This window comes from Enterobacter sp. ZOR0014 (assembly GCF_000798855.1).
Classification (GTDB): Bacteria; Pseudomonadota; Gammaproteobacteria; order Enterobacterales; family Enterobacteriaceae; genus Enterobacter; species Enterobacter kobei.
Window position 1 is genome coordinate 1 of record NZ_JTLF01000277.1, and the last position, 23,830, is coordinate 23,830.

At 57.4% G+C, this 23,830-nt stretch carries 22 protein-coding genes; 9 read left to right on the plus strand and 13 right to left on the minus strand.

The window, feature by feature from the left end; all coding sequences use genetic code 11:
• Positions 1 to 122: 122 nt before the first annotated feature.
• The 6 genes from btuC (at position 123) to selO (ending at position 5,495) form a co-directional block, all read left to right on the plus strand.
• Complete coding sequence (btuC, locus tag L977_RS14460) at positions 123 to 1,103, plus strand: vitamin B12 ABC transporter permease BtuC (protein ID WP_014883492.1); 981 nt, start codon at positions 123 to 125, stop codon at positions 1,101 to 1,103.
• Between the two features lie 33 nt (positions 1,104 to 1,136).
• Complete coding sequence (locus tag L977_RS14465) at positions 1,137 to 1,688, plus strand: glutathione peroxidase (RefSeq protein ID WP_014883493.1); 552 nt, start codon at positions 1,137 to 1,139, stop codon at positions 1,686 to 1,688.
• Positions 1,688 to 2,443: a vitamin B12 ABC transporter ATP-binding protein BtuD gene (btuD, locus tag L977_RS14470; protein WP_047626040.1), complete on the plus strand. Its 756-nt coding sequence runs from the start codon at positions 1,688 to 1,690 to the stop codon at positions 2,441 to 2,443. Before L977_RS14465 ends, btuD begins: the two co-directional genes overlap by 1 nt.
• Positions 2,444 to 2,517: 74 nt before the next feature.
• Positions 2,518 to 2,982, plus strand: coding sequence for a C40 family peptidase (locus tag L977_RS14475; RefSeq protein ID WP_014883495.1), 465 nt, complete (start codon positions 2,518 to 2,520; stop codon positions 2,980 to 2,982).
• Positions 2,983 to 3,274: 292 nt separating this feature from the next.
• Entirely contained in the window at positions 3,275 to 3,985 is a 711-nt protein-coding gene (locus L977_RS14480) for an EAL domain-containing protein (protein ID WP_014883496.1), read from the plus strand.
• Between the two features lie 67 nt (positions 3,986 to 4,052).
• A complete protein-coding gene (gene selO / locus L977_RS14485) occupies positions 4,053 to 5,495 on the plus strand; it encodes a protein adenylyltransferase SelO (protein WP_047626041.1) in 1,443 nt (480 codons plus the stop codon).
• 44 nt (positions 5,496 to 5,539) lie between these two features.
• Here selO and L977_RS14490 read toward each other — a convergent pair whose 3' ends face one another.
• From L977_RS14490 to L977_RS14510, 5 genes are read right to left on the minus strand one after another with little or no spacing between them, the layout of a single operon-like run.
• On the minus strand, positions 5,540 to 6,310 hold the full coding sequence (locus L977_RS14490) for a 3-hydroxybutyrate dehydrogenase (protein WP_047626042.1): 771 nt from the start codon (positions 6,308 to 6,310) through the stop codon (positions 5,540 to 5,542).
• A 10-nt stretch (positions 6,311 to 6,320) separates the two neighbouring features.
• Complete coding sequence (locus L977_RS14495; protein WP_047626043.1) at positions 6,321 to 7,712, minus strand: GntP family permease; 1,392 nt, start codon at positions 7,710 to 7,712, stop codon at positions 6,321 to 6,323.
• Positions 7,713 to 7,756: 44 nt separating this feature from the next.
• Positions 7,757 to 8,938 carry an acetyl-CoA C-acetyltransferase gene (locus L977_RS14500; protein WP_047626044.1) on the minus strand — a complete coding sequence of 394 codons (1,182 nt, stop codon included), beginning with the start codon at positions 8,936 to 8,938 and terminating at the stop codon, positions 7,757 to 7,759.
• 9 nt (positions 8,939 to 8,947) lie between these two features.
• Complete coding sequence (locus tag L977_RS14505; RefSeq protein ID WP_045269456.1) at positions 8,948 to 9,604, minus strand: 3-oxoacid CoA-transferase subunit B; 657 nt, start codon at positions 9,602 to 9,604, stop codon at positions 8,948 to 8,950.
• Positions 9,605 to 9,606: 2 nt separating this feature from the next.
• Positions 9,607 to 10,314, minus strand: coding sequence for a CoA transferase subunit A (locus L977_RS14510; RefSeq protein WP_014883501.1), 708 nt, complete (start codon positions 10,312 to 10,314; stop codon positions 9,607 to 9,609).
• 140 nt (positions 10,315 to 10,454) lie between these two features.
• On the opposite strand from L977_RS14510, the gene L977_RS14515 reads away from it, so the two are divergent.
• A complete protein-coding gene (locus L977_RS14515; RefSeq protein ID WP_045135067.1) occupies positions 10,455 to 11,378 on the plus strand; it encodes a LysR family transcriptional regulator in 924 nt (307 codons plus the stop codon).
• On the opposite strand, the gene L977_RS14520 is transcribed toward L977_RS14515, so the two are convergent.
• From L977_RS14520 to ppsR, 8 genes are all read right to left on the minus strand, one after another.
• Positions 11,345 to 12,124 carry a heme ABC transporter ATP-binding protein gene (locus tag L977_RS14520; RefSeq protein WP_045269457.1) on the minus strand — a complete coding sequence of 260 codons (780 nt, stop codon included), beginning with the start codon at positions 12,122 to 12,124 and terminating at the stop codon, positions 11,345 to 11,347. The genes L977_RS14515 and L977_RS14520 overlap by 34 nt on opposite strands.
• Positions 12,117 to 13,109, minus strand: a complete 993-nt coding sequence (locus L977_RS14525) for a FecCD family ABC transporter permease (protein WP_045269458.1) — start codon at positions 13,107 to 13,109, stop codon at positions 12,117 to 12,119. The genes L977_RS14520 and L977_RS14525 overlap by 8 nt, the downstream gene beginning before the upstream one ends.
• Positions 13,109 to 13,930, minus strand: a complete 822-nt coding sequence (locus L977_RS14530) for a heme/hemin ABC transporter substrate-binding protein (protein ID WP_045269459.1) — start codon at positions 13,928 to 13,930, stop codon at positions 13,109 to 13,111. The genes L977_RS14525 and L977_RS14530 overlap by 1 nt, the downstream gene beginning before the upstream one ends.
• Positions 13,927 to 14,955 (minus strand): hemin-degrading factor, encoded by a 1,029-nt coding sequence (locus L977_RS14535; protein WP_047626045.1) that lies wholly within the window; start codon positions 14,953 to 14,955, stop codon positions 13,927 to 13,929. The genes L977_RS14530 and L977_RS14535 overlap by 4 nt, the downstream gene beginning before the upstream one ends.
• A gap of 35 nt (positions 14,956 to 14,990) precedes the next feature.
• Positions 14,991 to 16,973 (minus strand): TonB-dependent hemoglobin/transferrin/lactoferrin family receptor, encoded by a 1,983-nt coding sequence (locus L977_RS14540; protein WP_047626046.1) that lies wholly within the window; start codon positions 16,971 to 16,973, stop codon positions 14,991 to 14,993.
• A gap of 77 nt (positions 16,974 to 17,050) precedes the next feature.
• Positions 17,051 to 17,239 carry a hemin uptake protein HemP gene (hemP, locus tag L977_RS14545; RefSeq protein WP_023332785.1) on the minus strand — a complete coding sequence of 63 codons (189 nt, stop codon included), beginning with the start codon at positions 17,237 to 17,239 and terminating at the stop codon, positions 17,051 to 17,053.
• Positions 17,240 to 17,447: 208 nt separating this feature from the next.
• Positions 17,448 to 18,494: a 3-deoxy-7-phosphoheptulonate synthase AroH gene (aroH, locus tag L977_RS14550; protein WP_032636862.1), complete on the minus strand. Its 1,047-nt coding sequence runs from the start codon at positions 18,492 to 18,494 to the stop codon at positions 17,448 to 17,450.
• Between the two features lie 152 nt (positions 18,495 to 18,646).
• The gene (gene ppsR, locus L977_RS14555) at positions 18,647 to 19,480 is read right to left on the minus strand and encodes a posphoenolpyruvate synthetase regulatory kinase/phosphorylase PpsR (protein ID WP_014883510.1); all 834 of its coding nucleotides are present in this window, start codon (positions 19,478 to 19,480) and stop codon (positions 18,647 to 18,649) included.
• Between the two features lie 335 nt (positions 19,481 to 19,815).
• On the opposite strand from ppsR, the gene ppsA reads away from it, so the two are divergent.
• Both ppsA and L977_RS14565 read left to right on the plus strand, forming a co-directional pair.
• Positions 19,816 to 22,194 carry a phosphoenolpyruvate synthase gene (gene ppsA / locus L977_RS14560; RefSeq protein WP_014883511.1) on the plus strand — a complete coding sequence of 793 codons (2,379 nt, stop codon included), beginning with the start codon at positions 19,816 to 19,818 and terminating at the stop codon, positions 22,192 to 22,194.
• A gap of 233 nt (positions 22,195 to 22,427) precedes the next feature.
• The gene (locus tag L977_RS14565) at positions 22,428 to 23,828 is read left to right on the plus strand and encodes an MFS transporter (RefSeq protein WP_047626047.1); all 1,401 of its coding nucleotides are present in this window, start codon (positions 22,428 to 22,430) and stop codon (positions 23,826 to 23,828) included.
• Positions 23,829 to 23,830 lie beyond the last annotated feature (2 nt).

Consider the following 23,830-nt stretch of genomic DNA (forward strand, 5'->3'; position numbering starts at 1 on the left):
AACGCCCAAAGCAGAGTAATATGAACTAACCAAAAAGGCCGCCCACGCGGCCTTTTTTCTTTGCGCTCTCTGGCAAACCGACCGTAAAATCAAAGACATCACACGCTAATAAAACCACGCTCATGCTTGATTATGCTCATCGCCAACACCGTTCCGACCGACGTCGCCTGCTATTGCTGGCGCTGTTGCTGATTGTCGCCGCGGGTATCAGCCTCTGCGCGGGCGACAGCTGGATTGGGCCCGAACGCTGGCTGGGGCCTGACGGGCAACTCTTCGTCTGGCAAATTCGTCTGCCTCGCACCGTGGCGGTGATGCTGGTCGGTGCTGCACTGGCGCTGTCAGGTACCGTTATGCAGGCGCTGTTTGAAAACCCGCTGGCGGAACCCGGTCTGCTCGGGGTGTCGAACGGTGCAGGCGTCGGGCTGATTGCGGCGGTAATGCTGGGCGGAGGAGAACTCTCCGGATGGAGTATTAGCCTCAGTGCCATTTTCGGCGCATTACTGATCACCATCATCCTGCTTCGCTTTGCCAGACGGCACTTGTCGACCAGCCGCCTGCTGCTTGCCGGGGTTGCGCTGGGGATCATCTGCAGCGCGCTAATGACCTGGGCGGTCTACTTCTCGACCTCCTTTGACTTGCGTCAGCTGATGTACTGGATGATGGGCGGCTTTGGTGGCGTTGACTGGCATCAGGGCTGGCTGATGGCACTTCTGGTGCCTGGGATTGTATGGGCAGCCCTGCAGGCGCAGCCGCTGAACATGCTCGCGCTGGGGGAGATCTCAGCCCGTCAGCTCGGCATGCCGATGGCGTTCTGGCGTAACGTGCTGGTCATTGCCATCGGTTGGCTGGTGGGCGTGAGCGTGGCGCTGGCGGGAGCGATTGGTTTTATCGGGCTGGTTATCCCGCATATGCTGCGTCTGTGTGGCTTCACGGACCATCGAACCTTGCTTCCGGCTTCGGCCGTGGCCGGAGCCGTCACGCTGCTGGTGGCTGATATCATCGCTCGTCTTGCCCTGACAGCCGCGGAGTTACCGATTGGTGTGGTCACCGCCACGCTGGGCGCGCCAGTCTTTATCTGGCTACTATTAAAATCCGGACGTTAAAAAACGACCCGTAAGACAACCTGAGGGAATGCTATGCAGACTGATATCCTGAATACCGAAGTGACGACCATTGATGGCGAGAAAACCACGCTGGAAAGCTACAAAGGCAACGTGTTGCTTATCGTCAACGTGGCGTCCAAATGCGGCCTGACGCCACAGTACGAACAGCTGGAGAACATTCAGAAAGCCTGGGAGAAAGACGGTTTCACCGTGCTGGGCTTCCCGTGCAACCAGTTCCTGGGCCAGGAGCCGGGCAGCGAAGAAGAGATCAAAACCTTCTGCAGCACCACCTATGGCGTAACGTTCCCGATGTTCAGCAAAATTGATGTTAACGGCGAAGATCGCCATCCGCTGTACGCGAAGCTGATTGCTGCCGCGCCGAAGGCCGTTGCGCCTGAGGGCAGTGGTTTTTACGAGCGTATGGCCAGCAAAGGCCGCGCGCCGCTCTATCCGGACGATATTCTGTGGAACTTCGAAAAATTCCTGATCGGTCGCGACGGCCAGGTCGTTCAGCGCTTCTCGCCGGATATGACGCCTGAGGATCCGATTGTCATGGAATCGATCAAGCTGGCGCTGGCAAAATAATGTCACTGCTGATACAGCTCACGGACGTCGCCGAGAAGGGGCGTCTGGAGCCGATGACCGGCGCTATCAATGCGGGGGAAATCCTGCATCTGGTTGGGCCAAACGGCGCGGGAAAAAGCACGCTGCTGGCGCGGATGGCAGGGCTGACCACCGGGCCCGGGCAGATCACACTGCTGGAACATCCTCTTGCTGACTGGTCTCCCGGCTCGCTGGCCCACCGGCGCAGCTATCTGGTGCAGCAGCAGGTACCGCCGTTTGCGATGCCGGTCTGGCATTATCTGATGCTGCATTTGCACGACAAACAGGATACGGCACTGCTTACGGAGGTGGCGGCGGCGTTAGGACTGGAAGATAAACTGCCCCGCCATGCCAGCCAGCTTTCCGGCGGTGAATGGCAGCGAGTGCGTCTGGCGGCGGTCATTCTGCAGATCCACCCCGCAGGCAACCCTCACGGGCGGATGTTGCTCCTGGACGAACCCATGAGTGGTCTGGATGTCGCCCAGCAGGCGGCGCTGGATTCGCTGTTAAGCGCGTTGAGCCGGAAAGGTATTGCCGTGGTGATGAGCAGCCACGACCTTAACCATACGTTGCGCCATGCCCATCGGGTGTGGCTACTGTCGCGCGGCAGGATGATTGCCAGCGGCACGCGGGACCAGGTTCTTACGCCACCACATCTGGCACGTGCCTATAACATGTCGTTCCGCAGGCTGGATATCGAGGGACATAAGATGCTGATTTCTACGGGGCAGGAGTAACCGTTTCTTGCCTGTTAACACACTTGCGCGCTAAATTACCGAAAGAACAATAAAAGCAGAGGATTCGTCTGAAAATGCGATTCTGGTTTATCCTGGTGGCGGCACTCTTTCTTGCGGGATGCAGCAGCCATCGTGCACCGCCGCCTAATCCGCGGCTTTCAGATTCTATCACCGTCATTGCCAGTCTGAACGACCAGCTGAGCAACTGGCGCGGGACGCCTTATCGCTACGGCGGTATGAGTCGCGGCGGGGTGGACTGCTCTGGTTTTGTGCTGATGACGTTTCGTGACAAGTTTGATTTACAGCTTCCGCGCGAAACGCGCAAGCAGGCTGAAATTGGGACTGAAATTGATAAAGACGATCTGCTGCCGGGAGACCTGGTCTTTTTCAAAACCGGTTCGGGAGAAAGTGGCCTGCATGTCGGCATTTATGACACGGACAACCAGTTTATTCATGCCTCAACAAGTCGTGGTGTGATGCGCTCTTCTCTGGATAATGTTTACTGGCGTAAAAATTTCTGGCAGGCACGACGTATTTAATCTGCCCGAACACGTCTCACTGCCGGCAGGGTAACTATTAAATCATGCCGGTTTTTCTTGAATAAGCTGATTAAAGTTAAATTTACCTAAAATTAGCGTCATCCTTATGTGTCTGTTTTATCTAAAACTGGCTATTACTCAGTAACCAGGATAAGATTATTTTAGATTCAGGGATAAATCTGAAAATTAATACGGAACTAATGAAATTAAACTTATTAAAATCAAGACAGTGGAATTGTGTCGGCAATTGCTCCAGGATGTCCTCTCTCATCTTTAATGCGGGGCGAGTGCAATGATGATTACGCTAGATAATGCATACCAGTCTGAACTGATGCTTTTGCCTGCACGTAATAGTGCTGGCGAGCTTAAAGGTTTAGAGGTTCTGGTTAACTTTACTGGCGTCGGCACCGATGTGAGGATCCCCACTGAGCTCGTTATCCCCCGGCTTTCAGCGGCAGAAGAGTTAGCGCTGTTTAACGAAAAACTGCAATTGCTTGATACCTGTAAACTGTTTTTTATTCAGCATCAGTTAATTGCATGGATCAATATTACACCGGCTATTGTTGAATTTTTATTAAGTAATGGGAATGCTGTTTCAATTCTTGAGCGGTATCCTTTTCTTGAGTTTACTGTTAATGAGAATTATCCAGGTTTAAATAACGGAAAGGATGATCTGCAACTGGCGAGAATGGCGATCCATTTCCCCCTGGTCCTCGCAAACTTTGGTGCAGGCGCGGCATCGCTCAAAGCTGTCTATGATGGATTATTTAAACGGGTCATTCTCGATAAAGGTTTCATCCAGCAGCGGGCTTCGGAGCTCTCTTTCGAACCTTTTATGCGCGCTATCCTCTGGCAAATAACGCCGCACTGCCAGTCGGTGATCGTCTCAGGTATTGACGACCATGGTCTGCTGCAACGCGTCTTGTCCTTCAATTTTGGCGCCATGCAGGGCACGCTGTGGCCCGCTGTCCCGGCGGAGCACGTCACGACGCTGGTTCAGTAGCGATAACCCTGTCTTTCGCCCGTGTTTAAGTTCGGGCAAACCCTCTACACTAAAAGCAGGAGGACTTATGACCCTGTCTTTTACTGCTCACTGGCATGACGAGTTGCCTGGCTTTTACACCGCACTCAAACCCACACCGTTACACAATTCACGTCTTATCTGGCACAACGACCGGCTGGCCGATGAACTGGCCGTTCCGCCTGAGATGTTTAAGCCTTCCGGGGGCGCGGGCGTCTGGGGAGGCGAAACGCTTCTTCCCGGTATGCAACCCCTTGCCCAGGTCTATAGCGGACACCAGTTTGGCGTCTGGGCGGGACAGCTGGGCGACGGCAGGGGGATCCTGCTGGGCGAACAACAGCTTTCCAACGGAGAGACGGTTGACTGGCATCTGAAAGGTGCAGGTCTTACCCCTTATTCTCGGATGGGCGATGGCCGCGCAGTATTACGTTCAACAATACGTGAATGCCTGGCATCTGAAGCCATGCATGCTCTGGGGATCCCCACCACGCGCGCGCTGTCGATTGTCACCAGCGACACGCCGGTTATGCGCGAAACGGTAGAAAAAGGGGCGATGCTGATGCGTATCGCACAAAGCCATCTGCGCTTTGGCCATTTTGAGCACTTTTACTATCGTCGTGAGACGGACAAGGTTCGTCAGCTCGCGGACTACGCTATTCGCCGCCATTGGGCGCATTTGCAGGATGAGGCTGATAAATACGTTCTCTGGTTCCGGGACGTGGTCGCCCGTACCGCCAGGATGATTGCTCGCTGGCAAACGGTGGGCTTTGCTCATGGGGTAATGAACACTGACAATATGTCGCTCCTCGGGCTGACCTTTGATTATGGGCCGTTTGGTTTTCTGGATGATTATCAGCCGGGTTATATCTGCAACCACTCTGACTATCAGGGACGTTACAGTTTTGACAACCAGCCAGCGGTTGGGCTATGGAACCTGCAGCGGTTTGCGCAAACATTGTCGCCGTTTATGGATGTCGATGCCCTGAATGATGCACTCGACAGCTATCAGGACGTTTTGCTGCGAGAATATGGCACGCTGATGCGCAACAAGCTGGGGCTGATGACCCAGGAGAAAGGGGATAACGAGATCCTGAACGATCTGTTTGCACTGATGGCGCGTGAGGGGAGTGATTATACCCGCACTTTCCGGATGCTGGGCCAGACGGAGCAGCACAGTGCTGCATCGCCGCTGCGCGACGAGTTTATTGACAGGCAGGCCTTTGACGACTGGTTTGCACGTTACCGCTCCCGCTTGCAGCAGGAACAGGTCGATGACGCCGCCCGTCAGACGCAGATGAACGCGACGAATCCCGCGATGGTGTTGCGCAACTGGCTGGCGCAGCGGGCGATTGAACAGGCAGAGCAGGGAGAGTATGACGAGTTGCACCGTCTGCACCTGGCGTTGTGCACGCCGTTTGCCGACCGGGATGATGACTATATCAGCCGCCCGCCAGACTGGGGCAAACGGCTGGAAGTGAGTTGCTCAAGCTAAATATTTCTGGCCGGGTAGCGGCTTCGCCTTACCCGGCCAGAAACTCACTGTGCCACCCAGCCGCCATCCATATTCCACGCGGCGCCGCGAACGTTAACGGCGCTGTCGCTGCATAAAAACAGTGCCAGTTCGCCCAACTGCTCCGGGGTGACAAATTCACCTGAAGGCTGCTTTTCCCCGAGAAGCTGGTCCCGCGCCAGTTCCGGCGGGACGCCATCCGCGATGCGCTTATCGATTTGCTGTTGTACCAGCGGGGTCAGCACCCACCCCGGGCAGAGGGCATTGGCGGTCACGCCGGTGCGTGCGGTTTCCAGCGCCAGGGATTTGGTAAAGCCCACCACGCCATGCTTGGCGGCAACGTAAGCGGACTTCTCTTTCGACGCAACCAGCCCGTGAACGGAGGCGATATTAATGATGCGTCCCCAGTTTTGTTCACGCATGGCGGGCAACGCCAGCCGGCTGGTGTGAAACACCGCAGAAAGGTTAATGGCGATAATGTCGTTCCATTTCTCCACCGGGAAGGTCTCCACCGGAGCCACATGCTGTATCCCGGCATTGTTAACAAGAATATCCACGCCGCCAAACTGCGATTCGGCGTAGCGCATCATGGCTTCAATCTGCAACACGTCACGCAGGTCGGCATCGTGGTAGCCCGGCTTTTTGCCCAGTTGTGCAATTTCTTCTCGCGCTGATTCGCTGTCACCGAAACCGTTGAGAATCAACTGCGCCCCTGATTTCGCCAGCATGCGAGCGATCCCCAGGCCAATGCCGCTTGTCGAGCCGGTCACCAGGGCGATTTTACCGTTCAGATTCATTTTTCTCTCCTTACACAATGCCGGTCAGATAGAACACGGCAATGACAAAAAGCACTGCCAGGCTTTTAATGATAGTGATAGCGAAAATGCCGCCGTAGGCCTGACGATGGCTCAGGCCGGTGATGGCCAGCAAGGTAATCACCGCCCCGTTATGGGGAAGCGTATCCATCCCGCCGCTTGCCATTGACGCCACGCGGTGCAACACCTCAAGCGGGATATTGGCCGCGTGGGCGGCAGCAACAAAGGTGTCCGCCATGGCCGCAAGGGCAATACTCATTCCGCCGGACGCTGAGCCGGTGATCCCGGCGAGAACGGTCACGCTGATGGCTTCGTTCAGCAACGGGTTCGGGATGGCAGACAGCGCTTTAGATAACACCAGAAAACCGGGCAGGGCGGCGATAACCGCGCCGAAACCGTATTCGGACGCGGTATTCATCGCCGCGAGGATGGCGCCGCTGACCGCCGTTCGGCTGCCTTCTGCCAGACGTCCCCGGATATTGCGAAAACCAAAAATCAACACCAGCACAATACCGGAGAGCAGCGCCGCCTCCACGGCCCAGATGGCGGTGATCTTGCTCACCTCGGTCACAATCGGTTTCGCCAGTCCTGGCAGGGTAAGCTCATGACTCGTACCATACCAGCCGGGGATCCAGCGGGTAAACAGCAGGTTCAATATGCCCACGACCAGCAGCGGGGAGAGAGCAATCAGCGGATGCGGGAGATGAATATTGTCCGGCGTTTCAGGTTCGTTTTTCAGGTCCGCGCCATAACCTTCATTGTTATTGATCGCCTTACGCCGCTGCCGCTCCAGCCAGAGCAGGCCAAAGAAGATAATAAACAGAGAGCCGATAAGACCCAGCCACGGGGCCGCCCAGGCGTTAGTGCCAAAGAAGCTGGTGGGAATAATGTTCTGGATTTGCGGCGTGCCGGGCAGGGCGTCCATGGTAAACGAGAACGCCCCCAGCGCCACGGTAGCGGGGATTAACCGTTTAGGAATGCCGCTCTGGCGGAACAGTTCGGCGGCAAACGGGTACACCGCAAATGCCACCACGAACAGCGACACGCCGCCGTAGGTTAACAGCGCACACACCAGGACTATCACGGGGATAGCGTGCCGACGACCGAGGATCTGGATCGCGGCGGCAACGATGGATCGTGAAAAACCGGAAAGCTCAATCAGCTTGCCAAACACCGCCCCCAGCAGGAACACCGGGAAATAGAGCTTAACGAAGCCGACCATCTTTTCCATAAACAGGCCAGTAAACGTCGGGCCGACGGCACCCGGATCGGTCAGCAGCACGGCACCAAGCGCCGCAATCGGCGCAAACAAAATCACGCTGTATCCGCGGTAGGCCGCCAGCATCAGTAATCCCAGCGCCGCCAGGGCTATTAACACACTCATTACGACTCCTCACTTTAATTATTATTCGGGTACCAACGAGAGGTTTAACGCTCAACGGTCAGGGCAATGCCTTGTCCGCCGCCAACGCACAGGGTGGCAAGTCCCTTTGTTACCCCCCGGCGCTGCATTTCATGGAGCAGGGTCACCAGGATGCGACAGCCGGATGCGCCAATCGGATGGCCCAGGGCGATGGCGCCACCGTTAACGTTGACGTTCTGTTCATCCCAGCCAAGCTCTTTGCCCACCGCCAGTGCCTGTGCGGCAAAGGCTTCGTTGGCTTCAATGAGATCGACGTCGTCGAGCGTCCAGCCCGCCCGCGCCAGCGCCGTCCGGCAGGCGCTGACCGGGCCGATGCCCATCACCGACGGATCAACGCCCGTCACGGCGTAACTCACAATGTGGCCAAGAACAGGTAACCCGCTTTCCCGCGCCTTTTCCTCGCTCATCAGCAGTACCGCGGCGGCACCATCGTTAAGGGTGGAGGCGTTCCCGGCCGTGACCGTGCCCTCGTCATGCAAAAATGCGGGGCGAAGCTGTGCAAGCTGCCCGGCGGTGGTTTCCGGGCGTGGCTGTTCATCATGGCGGACAATCTGTGGCGCACGTTTGCCCTGTTTCACCGTCACTGGCGCTATCTCGGCGTCAAACCGACCAGTCTCTATGGCGGACGCCGCCTTTTGCTGTGACCGGAGGGCGAAGGCATCCTGTTGCTCGCGGGAAATGCCGTACTCACGGGCGACGTTTTCCGCAGTGATGCCCATGTGGTAATCGTTGAAGGCGTCCCACAGGCCGTCGGTAATCATGCTGTCCTGCAGGCCCGTATGCCCAAAACGCAGCCCTGAACGTGCGCCATCCAGCAGATACGGGGCGTTACTCATGCTCTCCTGACCGCCAGCGATAACCACGTCTGCGTCACCGCAGCGGATTGCCTGGGCGGCGAGCTGTACCGCTTTCAACCCCGCGCCGCACACCAGATTGACCGTTGTCGCCGGGGTGCTGACGGGTAATCCGGCAGTGATGGCCGTCTGGCGGGCGGGGTTTTGCCCGCACCCGGCCGTCAGCACCTGACCGAAAACCAGTTCGTCTATTTGCTCTGGGTGAAGGCCGCTGCTCTCCAGCAGACGCTGTACCGTGACGGCACCCAGCTCAACGGCTGAAAGGGGCGAGAGCGATCCGCGAAAACTGCCAATGGGGGTTCGCGTTGCCCCGACAATCATGACCTTTTTCATGTTGAGTCCTCAGTTGAAGCGCATCTCGCGAACGTCGTCCGCCACAATGATTTTTCCGGCCGTTTTACGGACAATCTCGTCGATACCGACACCCGGGGCGTATTCCCGCAGGATGAACGCGCCGTCCGCTATCTCCAGCAACGCGAGATCGGTCAGGACCCGACGGATGCAGCCCACACCGGTGAGCGGCAGCGTGCAGCGCGGCAGCAGTTTGGAGTCACCGTTTTTTGCAGCGTGGGTCATCACCACAATGATGTTCTGCGCCCCGGCAACGAGATCCATCGCGCCACCCATCCCTTTCACCATCTTTCCGGGGATCATCCACGAGGCAATGTTGCCCTCGACATCGACTTCAAATGCGCCCAGCACGGTCAGATCCACATGGCCGCCGCGGATCATGGCAAACGACTGGGCCGAGTCGAAAATGGCCGCGCCGGTCCGCGCAGTGACCGTCTGTTTACCGGCGTTGATCATGTCGGCATCAAGGCTATGCTCATCGGGAAAAGCCCCCATTCCGAGCAGACCGTTTTCCGACTGCAGCATCACGTCCATTTCCGGGGGAATATAATTCGCCACCAGCGTAGGGATGCCGATCCCCAGGTTGACGTAATACCCGTCGCGCAGTTCGCGGGCGACGCGCATCGCCATCTGTTCACGGGTTAACATCGTCAGACTCCTTGCGCGCGCAGCGTGCGCTGTTCAATGCGTTTTTCAAACTGGCCGACAATCAGCCTGTCGACGTAAATTCCCGGCGTATGAATAGCCGACGGAGGCAGTTCACCCGGCGGAACAATCTCTTCCACCTCCACAACCGTGATTCGGCCCGCCGTTGCCATCAGTGGATTAAAATTTTGCGCGGTATGGCGATAGATAACGTTGCCGTACCAGTCCGCTTTCCAGCCCTTAACCAGTGCGAAATCACCGGTAATGGCCTCTTCAAGAATGTAATTTTTACCGCCAAACTGGCGCACATCTTTGCCCGCTGCCACGGGGGTGCCATAACCGGTGGCCGTATAAAACGCCGGAATACCGGCCCCGCCCGCGCGGACCTTTTCTGCCAGCGTCCCCTGCGGAGTAAGTTCGATTGCCAGTTCCCCGCTCAGTACCTGCTGCTCAAACAGCGCGTTCTCGCCGACGTAAGACGCCACCACTTTGCGAACCTGGCGCGTTTCGAGCAGTATCCCCAGACCGAAACCATCCACGCCGCAGTTGTTTGACACGACCGTCAGATCTTTCACCTGACGGCGTCGAACCTCTGCAATCAGGTTCTCAGGAATACCGCACAGCCCGAAGCCGCCCGCCAGCAAGGTCATGCCGTCCGTCAGCCCATCCAGCGCCTGCGCATAGCTGCTGACGCGCTTATCCAGTCCTGCCATAGTCATCCCTCCCGTTAACCGTGCCGGTATCATTAGGGGTGGCGACTCATTTGTTAATTTTGAATTTGTGACCCACTCATTTGGATTTCTTATTAATTTCCTGTTAACTAAATTTTTTCAATTAGTTAACAGGATGAAAAATGAGAATGAGTGTCAAACAGTTACGCGCGTTTTTAGCGGTAGCTCACACTCTCAATTTCGCGCACGCCAGCGAACGCTTAAATCTTTCCCAGCCAGCGCTGAGCCTGACGATTAAAAGCCTGGAAGATGCGCTCGGTGGGCCGCTGTTGCAGCGGAGCACGCGCAAGGTTGCCCTCACGCAGGAGGGAGAAACATTTCTGCCGATGGCGCGGCAGCTGCTGGCCGACTGGGATAACGTGGAAGAGGCAATGCACCAGTGCTTTACGCTCCAGCGCGGCAAAATCTCGGTCGCGGCGATGCCGTCGTTTGCCGCCAACGTTTTACCGGAAGTGCTGAAAGCGTTTCGCGATCGCCATGCCGGGGTTAACGTCACCGTGCATGATGTCATCAACGAGCAGGTGATTGAGATGGTGCGGGAAGGGCGGGTTGAGATGGGAATAGCTTTTGAGCCGGCACCCACGCATAACCTGCTGTTTACGCCGCTGGGGCTGGACAGGTTTGTCGCCATTGTGCCGAAAGATTCCGCGCTTGCGGGAAAAAAACGCCTGGCATGGGAGGAGTTGCTGACGCTGGATTTCATCACCCTGCAGCGCCCTTCGGCGGTACGTCTGATGATGGAGGAGGAGCTGGCGCGGAGCGGCAGAAAGCTGGACGTGGCGCTGGAGAGTCATCAACTGGTGACGGTAGGGCGCATGGTCGCCAGCGGGCTGGGTGGCAGCGCCGTGCCGGCGCTCTGCGAGGCGCAGATGGCTTCCCTGGGGGCGGTCTGTATTCCGCTGGATAACCCGCCCATTGAAAAGTGCATCGGGGTGATCCATCCCGGGCACACGCAGCTCTCTAAAGCGGCGCATGCCCTGCTGGAAACGCTGAAGGATTTTTACCACCCCGCTCAGGGAGCGAGGAACACCTGCGGCACGGCATGAGCCGGATGGCTGCCGACCAGCACCTGCGCGCCATACCAGCGCGCCAGCGTCCCGGCCTGCAAAACGTCCTCCGGTGCCCCCCGGGAGACCAGCCTGCCGTTATGCAGCAGCAGGATACGATCCGCCCACAGTGCCGCCAGATTAAGATCGTGCAGAACCACGCAGACGTGGAGATGCCCCCGACGGGTCAGGGTTTTCATCAGGCGCAGCAGATGTTGCTGGTGGAAGAGATCCAGTGCGGAGGTCGGTTCATCAAGAAACAGCCAGCCGCGTGGGGCGCCGTCGCACCAGAGTTGGGCCAGTGCCCGAGCGAGCTGGATCCGTTGCTGCTCGCCTCCGGAGAGTGCCGAATAGCGTCTGCCCGCCAGGGGTAAACAGCCTGTGATCGCCATGACCTCCTCAACCACTGACGCCTCAGGGGACCGCGTCCAGGGGGCGCGCCCCATACCGACCACGGCTTCCACCGGCCAGTCGAATCCGGGCTGCGTATTTTGACGCATCACTGCCCGGTAGCGGGCGAGAGTCTCCGTTGGCCAGTCAGCAAGCGGCGTGCCTGCCAGACTGCACCGCCCGCTTGCGGGTGTGAGATAGCCGGTCAGCAGCCGTAATAATGTCGATTTCCCGGCACCGTTAGGGCCAATCAACGCGACCAGCTCACCCTGAGATAAGGTCAGTGATACATCGTCGATCAGCGTCCGTTGCCCGGCGTGAAAGACCAGGTTTTCCGCACAATAGCGTTCAGCCATGCGCACCTCCACGACGAAAGATAAGCCACAGGAACCACGGCGCACCGAGAAGGCTGGTCAACAACCCGACGGGCATTTCCGCCGGGGTGACCAGAGTGCGCGCCAGCGTATCGGCAGCCAGCAGCAGTAACGCTCCGGCCAGCACCGAGCCGGGGATCGCGGCCCGGTGGTCGGCCCCTAGCCACATACGCATCAGGTGTGGGACCACAAGGCCAACAAAGCCAATCACGCCGCTGATGGCCACCGCCGCAGCGACCAGCAGGGCGCTGCACAGCAGCAGGATCCGCTGTACCCGGGCAACATCCACCCCGAGATAGTGCGCCTCTTCATCACCCAGCTGCAGCAAATTGAGTGGACCAGCCAGCCGCCAGATAATCAGAACCGCAGGCACCATCAGCGAGGTCACCGCAAGCAGGGTGGACCACTGCGCCTGCCCGAGGCTGCCCATTCCCCAGAGCGAAAGCTGGCGAAGCTGCGCATCGTTGCTAAGCCAGGAAAGGAGACCGACGGCCGCGCCGCACAGGGCGTTGATGGCGATCCCCACCAGCAGTAAACGGGACAGGGAACCGTGACGCTGCTGGCTGAGCAGGAAGATCACAACGGTTGCAGCCAGCGCGCCGAGGAATGCCGCAACCATCGGGGCGTAAAGCATCATCAGGGCCGGCAACGTGACAGGAATAACCACCCACATCGCGACCGCCAGCGCCGCGCTGCTGCTGATCCCAAGCAAACCCGGGTCTGCCAGCGGGTTGCGGAACAGTCCCTGCATCACGCACCCGGCCAGCGCCAGCGCGCCGCCAATCACCAGCGCCAGCAGCACGCGGGGCAGGCGAATGGTCAGCCAGATCTGACGCATCGCCTCATCGCTGCCGTTCCACAGCAGGCTGACCGGCAGAGGCAATGCCCCAAAGCCTGTTGCCGTAAGGGTCATGATGCTCAGAATTGCGGCCAGCATCCACAACGACAGTGCGATCCGCCGGGACATCAGGGCAGTTGCTCCGCTTTAGCACGCAACTGCCGGATGGCTTCCGGCGTGCGCACGCTGAAACCCAGCAGCGCCATGTCATCAATCGCCAGCAGCTGTTTGTGCCGTCCCGCCGGGGTTTGCGCCAGTCCGGGCAGCTTCCACAGATTCGCCTCGCCACCCAGCGCGTTCACGCCGTCCTGCGAAATCACCACCAGGTCGGGCTGGCTGGCAATAATCCCTTCCTGCGACAGCGGCTGATACCGCGTGAAACCCTGCATCGCGTTCTGCAACCCGGCGGCACGGATGGCGGCATCGGCGCCGGTTTGCTGTCCGGCGGCCATGGCGGTCATTCCCCCGTGGTTGAGGATAAACAGCACCCGCTTGTTGAGCGGTTCTGCGGGCAGAGCCGCCATCGCCTGACGTAGCGAGCGGCGCAGGCTCTCTCCCTGCGCTTCACGGTGGGTGGCCTCGGCAATAATGCGGATCTTTTCGTCAATGACGCTCAGATCGTTGCGGCCAGGAACGGTAATCACCCTGACGTGACTGCGTTCAACCTGCTTTAACGCCAGAGACGGCTGCGCCTGGTCGCTGGCCAGCACCAGCGTGGGACGCATGGACAAAATCCCTTCGGCGTTAAGCTGGCGCAAATAGCCCACGTCCGGGAGCGCGTTCGCTGCCTGCGGCCACTGGCTGGTACTGTCGCGTGCGACCAGCGAAGAGTCCGCGCCAAGCGCATAAACAATCTCCGTGACGTCGCCGCCAAGGGTGACAATTTTCTCCTGCGCGGCGGCAAACGCCACCAGCGGCAGGGCGGTCAGCAGGGCAAACCACGTTTTCATGCGGCCAGCCCTTTTGGCGTCAGGGCATCAATCTGGCTACGCCACTGGCTCTGCTCCGGCTCGCCTTCCGTACGCTGACCATAGAGTTGGGCAATTTGCGTGCCGTCTGCGGCAAACAGTTCCAGGCTGGTGACGTGACCGTCTGCAGTCGGTTTGCGCGTGACCCAGCTCTCCGCAATCGTCTCCTCCAGCAGATGCAGGGTAAAGGTGGGGTTAAAGATGTTCAGCCAGCCTTTCATCGGCACGACTTTTTCCACCGCGCCGGTGAAGATCTGCACGCAGCCGCGGTTACCCACGAAGATCATGATTTCGTTGCCGTGCTGGCGCGCGGTTTCCAGCAGCAGTGCCAGCGCATTGTTTTCAACCTGGCAGGCGAGGTCGTCGCCCACCAGGCGAAATGCCTGCTGGCGGCTGAGGTTGTGGCGTTTCAGCAGGCCGAAGAACTGGTGCACGTCAGTCATCGCACGCCACGCTTTGTCCACGAGGGCGGCATCTGCATTTTCGGCATACAGCGGGGTCTCGGCAACCTTCAGCTCAAGCGGCGGGTTATCGGCAAAGATAAAGCGGGTCAACACGTCAGCCCAGGCGGCGAGGTCGGTGTTGTCAGTGGTATAAACTTTCAGTACGGCATCACCCTGATGATCGAAAAACTGAATGCTCTGCCGCTCGCCGCGTGCGGTGGTTTCGCTGAGGTGAAACGCGCTTGCCCACTGGTTGAGGAACAGGCGCAGATCCAGTCCGCGCGGGTTCAACACCAGCCCGGCGTGGCCGTTCAGGTGCTGCTGGGTGAAGCTGCCTGTCTGCTCGTGAACGGCATAGTCGTTGCGGAAGATGCATTTTGTTTCCCCTACGGCTTCAAGCGCGCCTAAGATCTCGCGAATTTCACCGCGCAGTCGCCAGGCATCATGGCCCACGCGCGCAAAGGTCAGTTCTGCTTCACTGAGGTTCATTAACCCTGCAATATCGCGCGCATACTTACCCGGGTTTTCTTCTTTTAGCGCCAGCCAGCGCGTGTAGTGATCCATTGTCTTTTCCTTCTGAATAGTTTCCCCGCGGGGAATTACCACTGATAACTCACAAAAATCTTGCCGTTACGACCGTCCTGCGGAATACCCTGAGGAGACCAGTATTCCTTGTCGAAGGCGTTACCCAGCACCAGCGTGGTGGTGATGCCCTTGAGCTGCTCCTGGCCCTTATAGCTGACGTAGATGTCGTTGACCGCATAGCCCGGCTGTTTGCTGTAACTGCTGCTGACATGGGTTGAACGATCGACAAAGGTGCCGATCCAGCCCACGGAGAAGCCGCTTTGCGCCACCGGAATATCCAGCCTGCTGGTGACGGTGTCCGGGTTGATGCTGGAGATGTACTCGCCGGTATCGGTATCTTTTCCGCGCGTGCGGTTATAGGCCAGATCGAGGTTAAACAGGTCGGCCGAGTATTTTGCCATCACGTCCCAGCCCCAGATTTTGGCGTTCGGAACGTTGTACGACATGGTGGTCGCCGCGGCAAAATTGACGGTGGTGGAGATGTAATCTTTGGCTTTGGTATCGAAATAGCTGGCCTTGAACTCCAGCCCGTCGTTGGCGAGCATCAGGTCGTCAAAGCGCAGGCCAAAACCAAACTCCTGCGTTTCGTTGGTTTCCGGGCGCAGGTTCGGGTTAGGCACCCAGTAGTTAGTGTAGAAACTGCCGATGGAGAAGTGTTTGGCGTCGTTATACATCTCGCCCATGGTCGGGGCGCGGAAGGCCTGAGCGTAAGAGCCAAACAGCATCAGCCAGTCGGTAGGGCTGACGGTTAACCCGGCGCGGGAGGACCACTTGTCGGCATCCACGTCGTCGTAGCCCTCGCTGCTACCCCGATAGTTGTCATAGCGCGTGCCGCCCAGCAGGGTAACGGGCAGATCGCGCAGGGTGATTTCATCCTGCAGCCAGCCGGAGCTAAAGTCGATTTTCGCCTCCGGGAAGCCGGTGGTGGTGCCACCCGGACGTTGTTCCTGACGATAATATTCCCCGCCGTAGGTCAAAAGGTGAGAGGCAAAGGTGTCGCCAAACAGGCGGGTACGGTTTTCTACTTTGCCGCCTTTGGTGGTCTGCTTGCGGAACTCACCGGTGCTGTCGATGTTCTGGGCATTTATGCGCGCCTCTGACCAGTAAACTTTTGCATCGGCGTTCAGCCAGTCGTTCCCTTCCGGCGCCAGACGGTAACCCAGCTGTGCATCACGCTGGATGGTGGAGCGGTCGGTGATGGGGTTGCTGCTGGTGGCACCGGAGGTTTGCGGGTTTTTCGGCTCCTGCGCGGCGTTGTTGTAGTAGCGCAGGGAGCCGCTTAACGTCTGAGCCGGGTCGATTTTCCAGCTGCCTTTCGCCAGCATGTTATTAATGGATTCGTCGTTTGGGGCACGCTTGCCGTCGCTCTGGCGGATATCGCCGCGGTCGCGGCTGGACCATGACACCAGACCGTCAAGCGTATCGGTGCGGCCATAGGCGCTGGCCCCCATCCCGAGGCTATGATCGCCCGTCGCACCGGTACCAAACACGCGGTAACCGCTGTTTTTGCCCGGTTCCAGGAGATCGCTGGCGTCAACGGTGTCATAGGAAATCACGCCACCCAGCGCACCGCTGCCGTAGAGCAGCGCCGACGGACCGCGCACAACTTCGATACGTTTGATCAGCGCCGGGTCGAGGAACGTGCTGTTGAGGTGTCCGGTGTCGGTACCCTGACGCACGCCGTCAACCAGCACCAGCACGCCGCGTCGGTCATAACCGCGCAGATTAACGTCCTGACCGTTGGTGCGGCCGGTGCCGTCCAGCGTCAGGCCTGGCACGTTACGCAGCAGGTCGGCGGCAGAGCTGGCGGTCTGTTTTTCCGGGGCAGCGGCGTCAATCACGCTCACCATCATTGGGGCTTCGAAGGCGCTACGGGCGTTGCCGGTCGCGGTGACGGTTATTTCATCTGCGGCAGCAAACGCGACGCCCGGCAGGGTACTGACAATCGCCAGCGCCAGAAGTGACGGGCGTAAACATGCGGTATGCAGGTGTGGCATAGCAACTCTCCATAAAGAATCGAAAGCGCTGGCTGCCTGGGGGTCACCTGGGTGGCTGGCGTATTTTTAGGTGTTGTTTATTTTGTGAGGATCAGTTTTCCGGCATGGGTCTGGCGCAGAAGATAGCGCTGGCCGTCATGCTCGATAATCACCCGGCCCTCATCACCCAGCAGGCTTTTGCTGTCGATGCGACGATCGGTGGAGGCAGGGGCGGGCGCTGTGTGTTTGTTTGCTGGCGTTGCCGCGCGGTTATCCGTAGGTGACATAATGTTTATAAATAACAATCAATGTAACAATGATAATCATTATCAATAAACTGCAATTTCACGGCAAGCGTTTTTGTGAAAATAATGTGACGGGATCAAATTTTGGGGGAAGGTGCGGTCTGATGCCCTCACCCCGACCCTCTCCCACAGGGAGAGGGAGAAGGGCACGAACCGTAGGCCGGGTAAGCGCAGCGCCACCCGGCGGGGGTCAGAAGCGCGTATCTATCGCAGACGCCAGCTTTTCCAGCAGCAGTTCGCTGTCTTCCCAGCTCAGGCACGGATCGGTGATTGACTGGCCGTACACCATCTGCTGTCCGGCAACGATTTTCTGCGTGCCTTCCTTGATAAAGCTTTCGGCCATAATACCCGCGATGGCGGTTGAACCGCTGCGGATCTGCTGGCAAATTTCATCGCAAACGTCCAGCTGGCGGCGGTGTTGCTTCTGGCAGTTACCGTGGCTAAAGTCCACCACCAGATGTTCCGGCAGATCGAATTCGGCCAGTGTTTCGCAGGCGGCGGCGATATCGTCGGCATGGTAATTGGGTTTCTTCCCGCCACGCATAATGATGTGCCCGTAAGGGTTACCGCTGGTCTGGTAGATAGTCATATGACCACTTTTATCCGGCGACAGGAACATGTGGCTGGCACGCGAGGCGCGGATCGCGTCAACAGCGATACGGGTGTTGCCATCGGTCCCGTTTTTAAAGCCGACCGGACAGGAGAGGGCGGAGGCCATCTCGCGGTGGATCTGGCTTTCAGTGGTGCGTGCGCCGATCGCGCCCCAGCTGATCAAATCGGCAATAAATTGCCCGGTCACCATATCGAGAAATTCAGTCGCCGTTGGGACGCCCAGCTCGTTGACCTGGAGCAGCAGCTTGCGTGCCAGTTCGATACCGTGATTCACACGATAGCTGCCGTTGAGATCGGGATCGGAAATCAGCCCTTTCCAGCCCACCACGGTACGCGGTTTTTCAAAGTAGGTGCGCATCACAATTTCAAGGCGATGCTGATACTTATCCCGCAGTCCCTGAAGGCGTTTGGCATAATCCAGTGCTGCATCCAGATCGTGGATAGAGCAAGGGCCAATCACGACCAGAAGACGCTTGTCTTCACCATTCAGGATTTTTTCAATACGTCGGCGGGAGGCCGTAACATGTTCCGCAACCGTGGCGGAAACGGGATGCCGCTGAGCCAGTTCAGCCGGTGTGACCAGGCTGTCAATGCGCGCCGTGCGGAGTTCGTCGGTTTTATTCATGATTTGTCTCAGAAAATTTTTGCTTCATCGGCAGACTACCGGGAAGTGATGGGCATCACATTAAACCAATCCCTGCTGATTTCAAGTTCGGGGCGATACCGCCCCGTTGTTGCAGAGGATGATACCCGAATCTGAGTTAATGTACTAGCATATTAGTACATGCGACGATTAAGTCCCATGATGTCGAGAATTTTGGTGGCGATCTCTTCTACCGAATAGTTAGTGCTGTTCAGCCACGGGATCTGGTTTTTGCGGTACAGCGCTTCCACTTCGGAGACCTCCATGCGGCACTGGCGCATGGAGGCGTAGCGGCTGTTCTCGCGGCGCTCTTCGCGGATCGCGGCCAGACGCTCCGGGTTAATCGTTAGTCCGAACAGCTTGTGCTGCAGCGGTTTGAGCGCAGCGGGCAGCACCAGGTTATCCATGTCGTCGGCAATAAAAGGGTAGTTGGCGGCGCGAATGCCGAACTGCATCGCCAGATAGAGGCTGGTCGGCGTTTTACCGCAACGCGACACGCCAAGTAAAATCACCTGTGCCTGGTCGAGATTGCGCAGAGAAATACCATCGTCATGCGCCAGGGTGTAGTCGATGGCGGCAATACGCGCATCGTATTTGGTCAGGTTGCCAGGGTTCAGCCCATGGGTACGGTGGGCGATAGGCGTCGGATCAAGCTTCAGCTCGCTCTGGAGCGGGGCCACCAGCGCCTGGACGATATCCTGGCAGAAGCCCTCGCTTTGCAAAATGATGTGGCGAATTTCGGGGATAACGATGGAGTAGAACACCAGCGGACGGACGCCGGTCTGCTGGTAGATGGCGTCGATCTGGTCCTTCACCGCTTTGGCGCGGCTCTCATTTTCCACGAACGGCAGCGTGATGCTGTTAATCGATACGGGGAACTGCGACATGACCGCGTGGCCCAGCACCTCGGCGGTGATCGCCGTACCATCAGAAATATAAAAAACGTGACGATCGACAGCATTATCCATTTTACCCACCCTGAATATCATACGTAATTGTCTGAAAGCATAAATTAAAAAAGTAATTTACACAGCAAAGAACTTATCCTAATTATGAATGAAACACTGTTTTTGATTTTCCTGAAAAGTGGATTTCATTTCTCAAATAGCGGCTTTATTTTTGTGGTTAACGGCTGAATATAGAGGAATCATCGGGTTAATCGCTGGTGGGAAACTATCCGAAAAGTTGAAAATTTAAATTGCTTACACGATTCACCGTTTTTTTAGCGCAAATAAATATGCCAGTATAAATACGTAGTCAGGTGTTACTTACTCCGATCAAATATCACAAAAGGATTGTTTCGATGTCCAACAATGGCTCGTCACCGCTGGTGCTTTGGTATAACCAACTCGGCATGAATGATGTAGACAGAGTTGGGGGCAAAAATGCCTCCCTGGGTGAAATGATTACAAATCTGTCCGGTATGGGTGTTTCCGTACCAAACGGGTTTGCCACAACCGCCGATGCGTTTAACCTGTTTTTAGACCAGAGCGGTGTAAACCAGCGCATTTACGACCTGCTGGATAAAACGGATATTGATGATGTGACCGAGCTTGCTAAAGCCGGGGCGCAGATCCGCCAGTGGATCATCGACACACCTTTCCAGCCGGAACTGGAAAAAGCCATTCACGATGCTTACAACCAGCTCTCCGCTGACGATGCGCAGGCCTCCTTTGCCGTGCGTTCTTCCGCAACCGCAGAAGACATGCCGGACGCGTCGTTCGCCGGGCAGCAGGAAACCTTCCTGAACGTTCAGGGCTATGATGCGGTGCTGGTGGCCGTGAAGCACGTATTTGCTTCCCTGTTCAACGACCGCGCCATCTCCTATCGCGTGCACCAGGGCTACGACCATCGCGGCGTCGCGCTCTCCGCTGGCGTCCAGCGCATGGTGCGTTCAGACGTAGGCTCATCCGGCGTGATGTTCTCCATCGATACCGAATCGGGTTTCGACCAGGTGGTGTTCATCACCTCTGCATGGGGTCTGGGTGAGATGGTGGTGCAGGGCGCGGTGAATCCTGACGAATTTTATGTACACAAGCCTACGCTGGCCGCGGGTCGCCCGGCGGTGGTGCGCCGCACCATGGGCTCGAAAAAAATCCGCATGATCTATGCCCCAACCCAGGAGCATGGCAAGCAGGTTAAGATTGAAGATGTGCCGCAGGAGCAGCGCGACCGATTCTCCCTGACCGACGCCGAAGTGCAGGAACTGGCGAAGCAGGCGGTGCAGATTGAAAAACACTACGGCCGTCCGATGGATATCGAATGGGCGAAAGACGGGAACACCGGCAAGCTGTTTATCGTCCAGGCGCGTCCGGAGACCGTCCGTTCTCGCGGTCAGGTGATGGAGCGTTATACGCTGCACGCCCAGGGCAAAATTGTGGCGGAAGGTCGCGCGATTGGTCACCGCATCGGTGCCGGTCCGGTAAAAGTGATCCACGACATCAGCGAGATGAACCGTATTGAGCCAGGCGACGTACTGGTGACCGACATGACCGACCCGGACTGGGAACCGATCATGAAGAAAGCGGCGGCCATCGTCACCAACCGCGGCGGTCGTACCTGCCATGCGGCGATCATTGCCCGCGAACTGGGTATTCCTGCGGTTGTCGGCTGCGGTGACGCAACCGAACGCATGAAGGACGGACAGAACGTAACCGTCTCCTGTGCCGAAGGCGATACGGGCTACGTGTATGCCGATATCCTCGACTTTAGCGTGAAGAGCTCCAGCGTGGATACCATGCCGGATCTGCCGCTGAAAATTATGATGAACGTCGGTAACCCGGACCGTGCGTTTGACTTCGCCTGCCTGCCGAACGAAGGCGTTGGTCTGGCGCGTCTGGAATTTATCATCAACCGCATGATCGGCGTGCACCCGCGTGCGCTGCTGGAGTTTGACGACCAGGACGCGAAACTGCAGAACGAAATCCGCGAGATGATGAAAGGCTACGACTCGCCGAAAGAGTTCTACGTTGGCCGTCTGACCGAAGGGATCGCCACGCTGGGCGCGGCGTTCTACCCGAAACGCGTGATCGTGCGTCTGTCTGACTTTAAGTCAAACGAATATGCCAACCTTGTCGGCGGTGAGCGCTACGAGCCGGAAGAAGAGAACCCAATGCTGGGCTTCCGCGGCGCCGGACGCTACGTGTCTGACAGCTTCCGCGACTGCTTCGCGCTGGAGTGTGAAGCGGTGAAACGCGTGCGCAACGACATGGGGCTGACCAACGTCGAAATCATGATCCCGTTCGTGCGTACGGTGGATCAGGCGAAAGCGGTAGTGGACGAGCTGGCGCGTCAGGGGCTCAAGCGCGGTGAAAACGGACTGAAGATCATCATGATGTGTGAGATCCCGTCCAACGCCCTGCTGGCCGAGCAGTTCCTCGAACACTTTGACGGCTTCTCTATCGGCTCGAACGACATGACGCAGCTGACGCTGGGTCTGGACCGTGACTCCGGCGTGGTCTCTGAGCTGTTCGATGAGCGTAACGAGGCGGTGAAAGCGCTGCTCTCCATGTCCATCCGTGCGGCGAAGAAACAAGGTAAATACGTCGGGATTTGTGGTCAGGGTCCTTCTGACCATGAAGACTTTGCCGCCTGGCTGATGGAGGAGGGGATTGATAGCCTGTCCCTGAACCCGGACACCGTGGTGCAAACCTGGCTGAGCCTGGCGGAACTGAACAAGTAACGCCAGCATGACCCGAAAAGGCGAGGATATTATTCCTCGCCTTTTTTATTTCATTTCATATTTGCTCCCCATCACAAATAAAGTAAAAAACCAAATATCATAATTTGTCTGTTAATTTAGACAATTGTTAGCGCGCAAAGCGTTGCTAATACTTGAGCCTTACTGCGCATTTCTCTTCAGAAGATGCGCAACTGGTTGAAATACGTTTTAACCTGATAAAAAGGCAAATAACAATGACACTTTCCTCTGTATTGCGTACCAAAGATAAAATAGGTTATGGCTTAGGTGATATGGCCAGCGCGCTGGTCTGGCAAACGGCAACGTTATTTCTTGCTTACTTCTATACGGATGTTTTTGGTTTACCCGCGGCCATTATGGGGACCATGTTTTTAGTGGTGCGCGTGGTTGATGCGTTTGTCGACCCGTGCATTGGCGCACTGGTTGACCGCACCCAGACGCGTCATGGTCGTTTCCGTCCCTGGCTGCTGTGGTTTGCCATTCCTTTTGGCGTAAGCTGCCTGATCACTTTCTATGTACCGGACGTCGGGTCGACGGCTAAAATCGTTTATGCCTGCCTGACCTACGCTATCCTGAGCCTGATTTACTCCGCGATTAACGTGCCTTACTGCGCCATGCCGGGCGCATTGACGCTGGACCCGCGCGAGCGTCACTCCCTGCAGTCATGGCGCTTTGGTCTGTCATTTATTGGCGGGTTGATTGTGACGGTTATCGCCTTGCCGCTGGTCTCACTGCTGGGCCAGGGCAACGTGCAGAAAGGCTATTTCTATGCCATGAGCCTGATGGGGCTGCTGGGCATTGTGCTGTTCTTCTGCTGCTTCCTGATGACCCGCGAGCGGTATTCTCCGCGCAATGATACCTCCGGCTCCATGCTTACCGATTTAAAACTGCTGGGCCGCAACAGCCAGTGGCGTATTGTGTTCCTGTTTAATATTTTGCTGCTGACCGCGGTGGTAACGCGCGGCTCCGCCACGATGTATTATGTGAACTACGTGCTGTTGCGCCCGGATCTGGTATTTGCCTTTATTGTTTCCGGAATGGTTGCCTCCTTAAGCGGCGCATTATTATCTGAACGGCTGCTGGGGAAATTTGACCGCGTTCGTGCTTACCAGTGGACGATTATTTCCTTCGTCATTTTCGGCGCGCTGATTTTCTTCCTGCCGCCTTCGCAGGTCTGGCTGATCTTCGGCCTTAACATTGTCTTTAGCTTTATTCAAAACCTCACCACACCGCTCCAGTGGACCATGTTCTCCGATGTGGTCGATTACGAAGAGCATCGCAGCGGCCGTCGCCTGGACGGGCTGGTCTTCTCCACCGCGCTGTTTGCCATCAAATTTGGCCTGGCGCTCGGCGGGGCGGTGGTGGGCTGGGTACTGGGCATGGTGGATTATGCGCCGGGCCAGGCAGCCCAGACGCCGCACGTGCTGTCGACCATTAACGCGCTTTTCACCCTTATCCCATGCGCGCTGTTCCTCTGCATGGTGGCGCTACTTTCCATCTACAAGCTTAACAGCCGGCTGGTGGATTCCATCGCCCGTGAGCTGGCCAGCAAACGTGAGGTCAGACCCGAAGCGGAGCAGCTCAGCCCGGCAACCCCTTCCGCACTACAGGAGTAAAA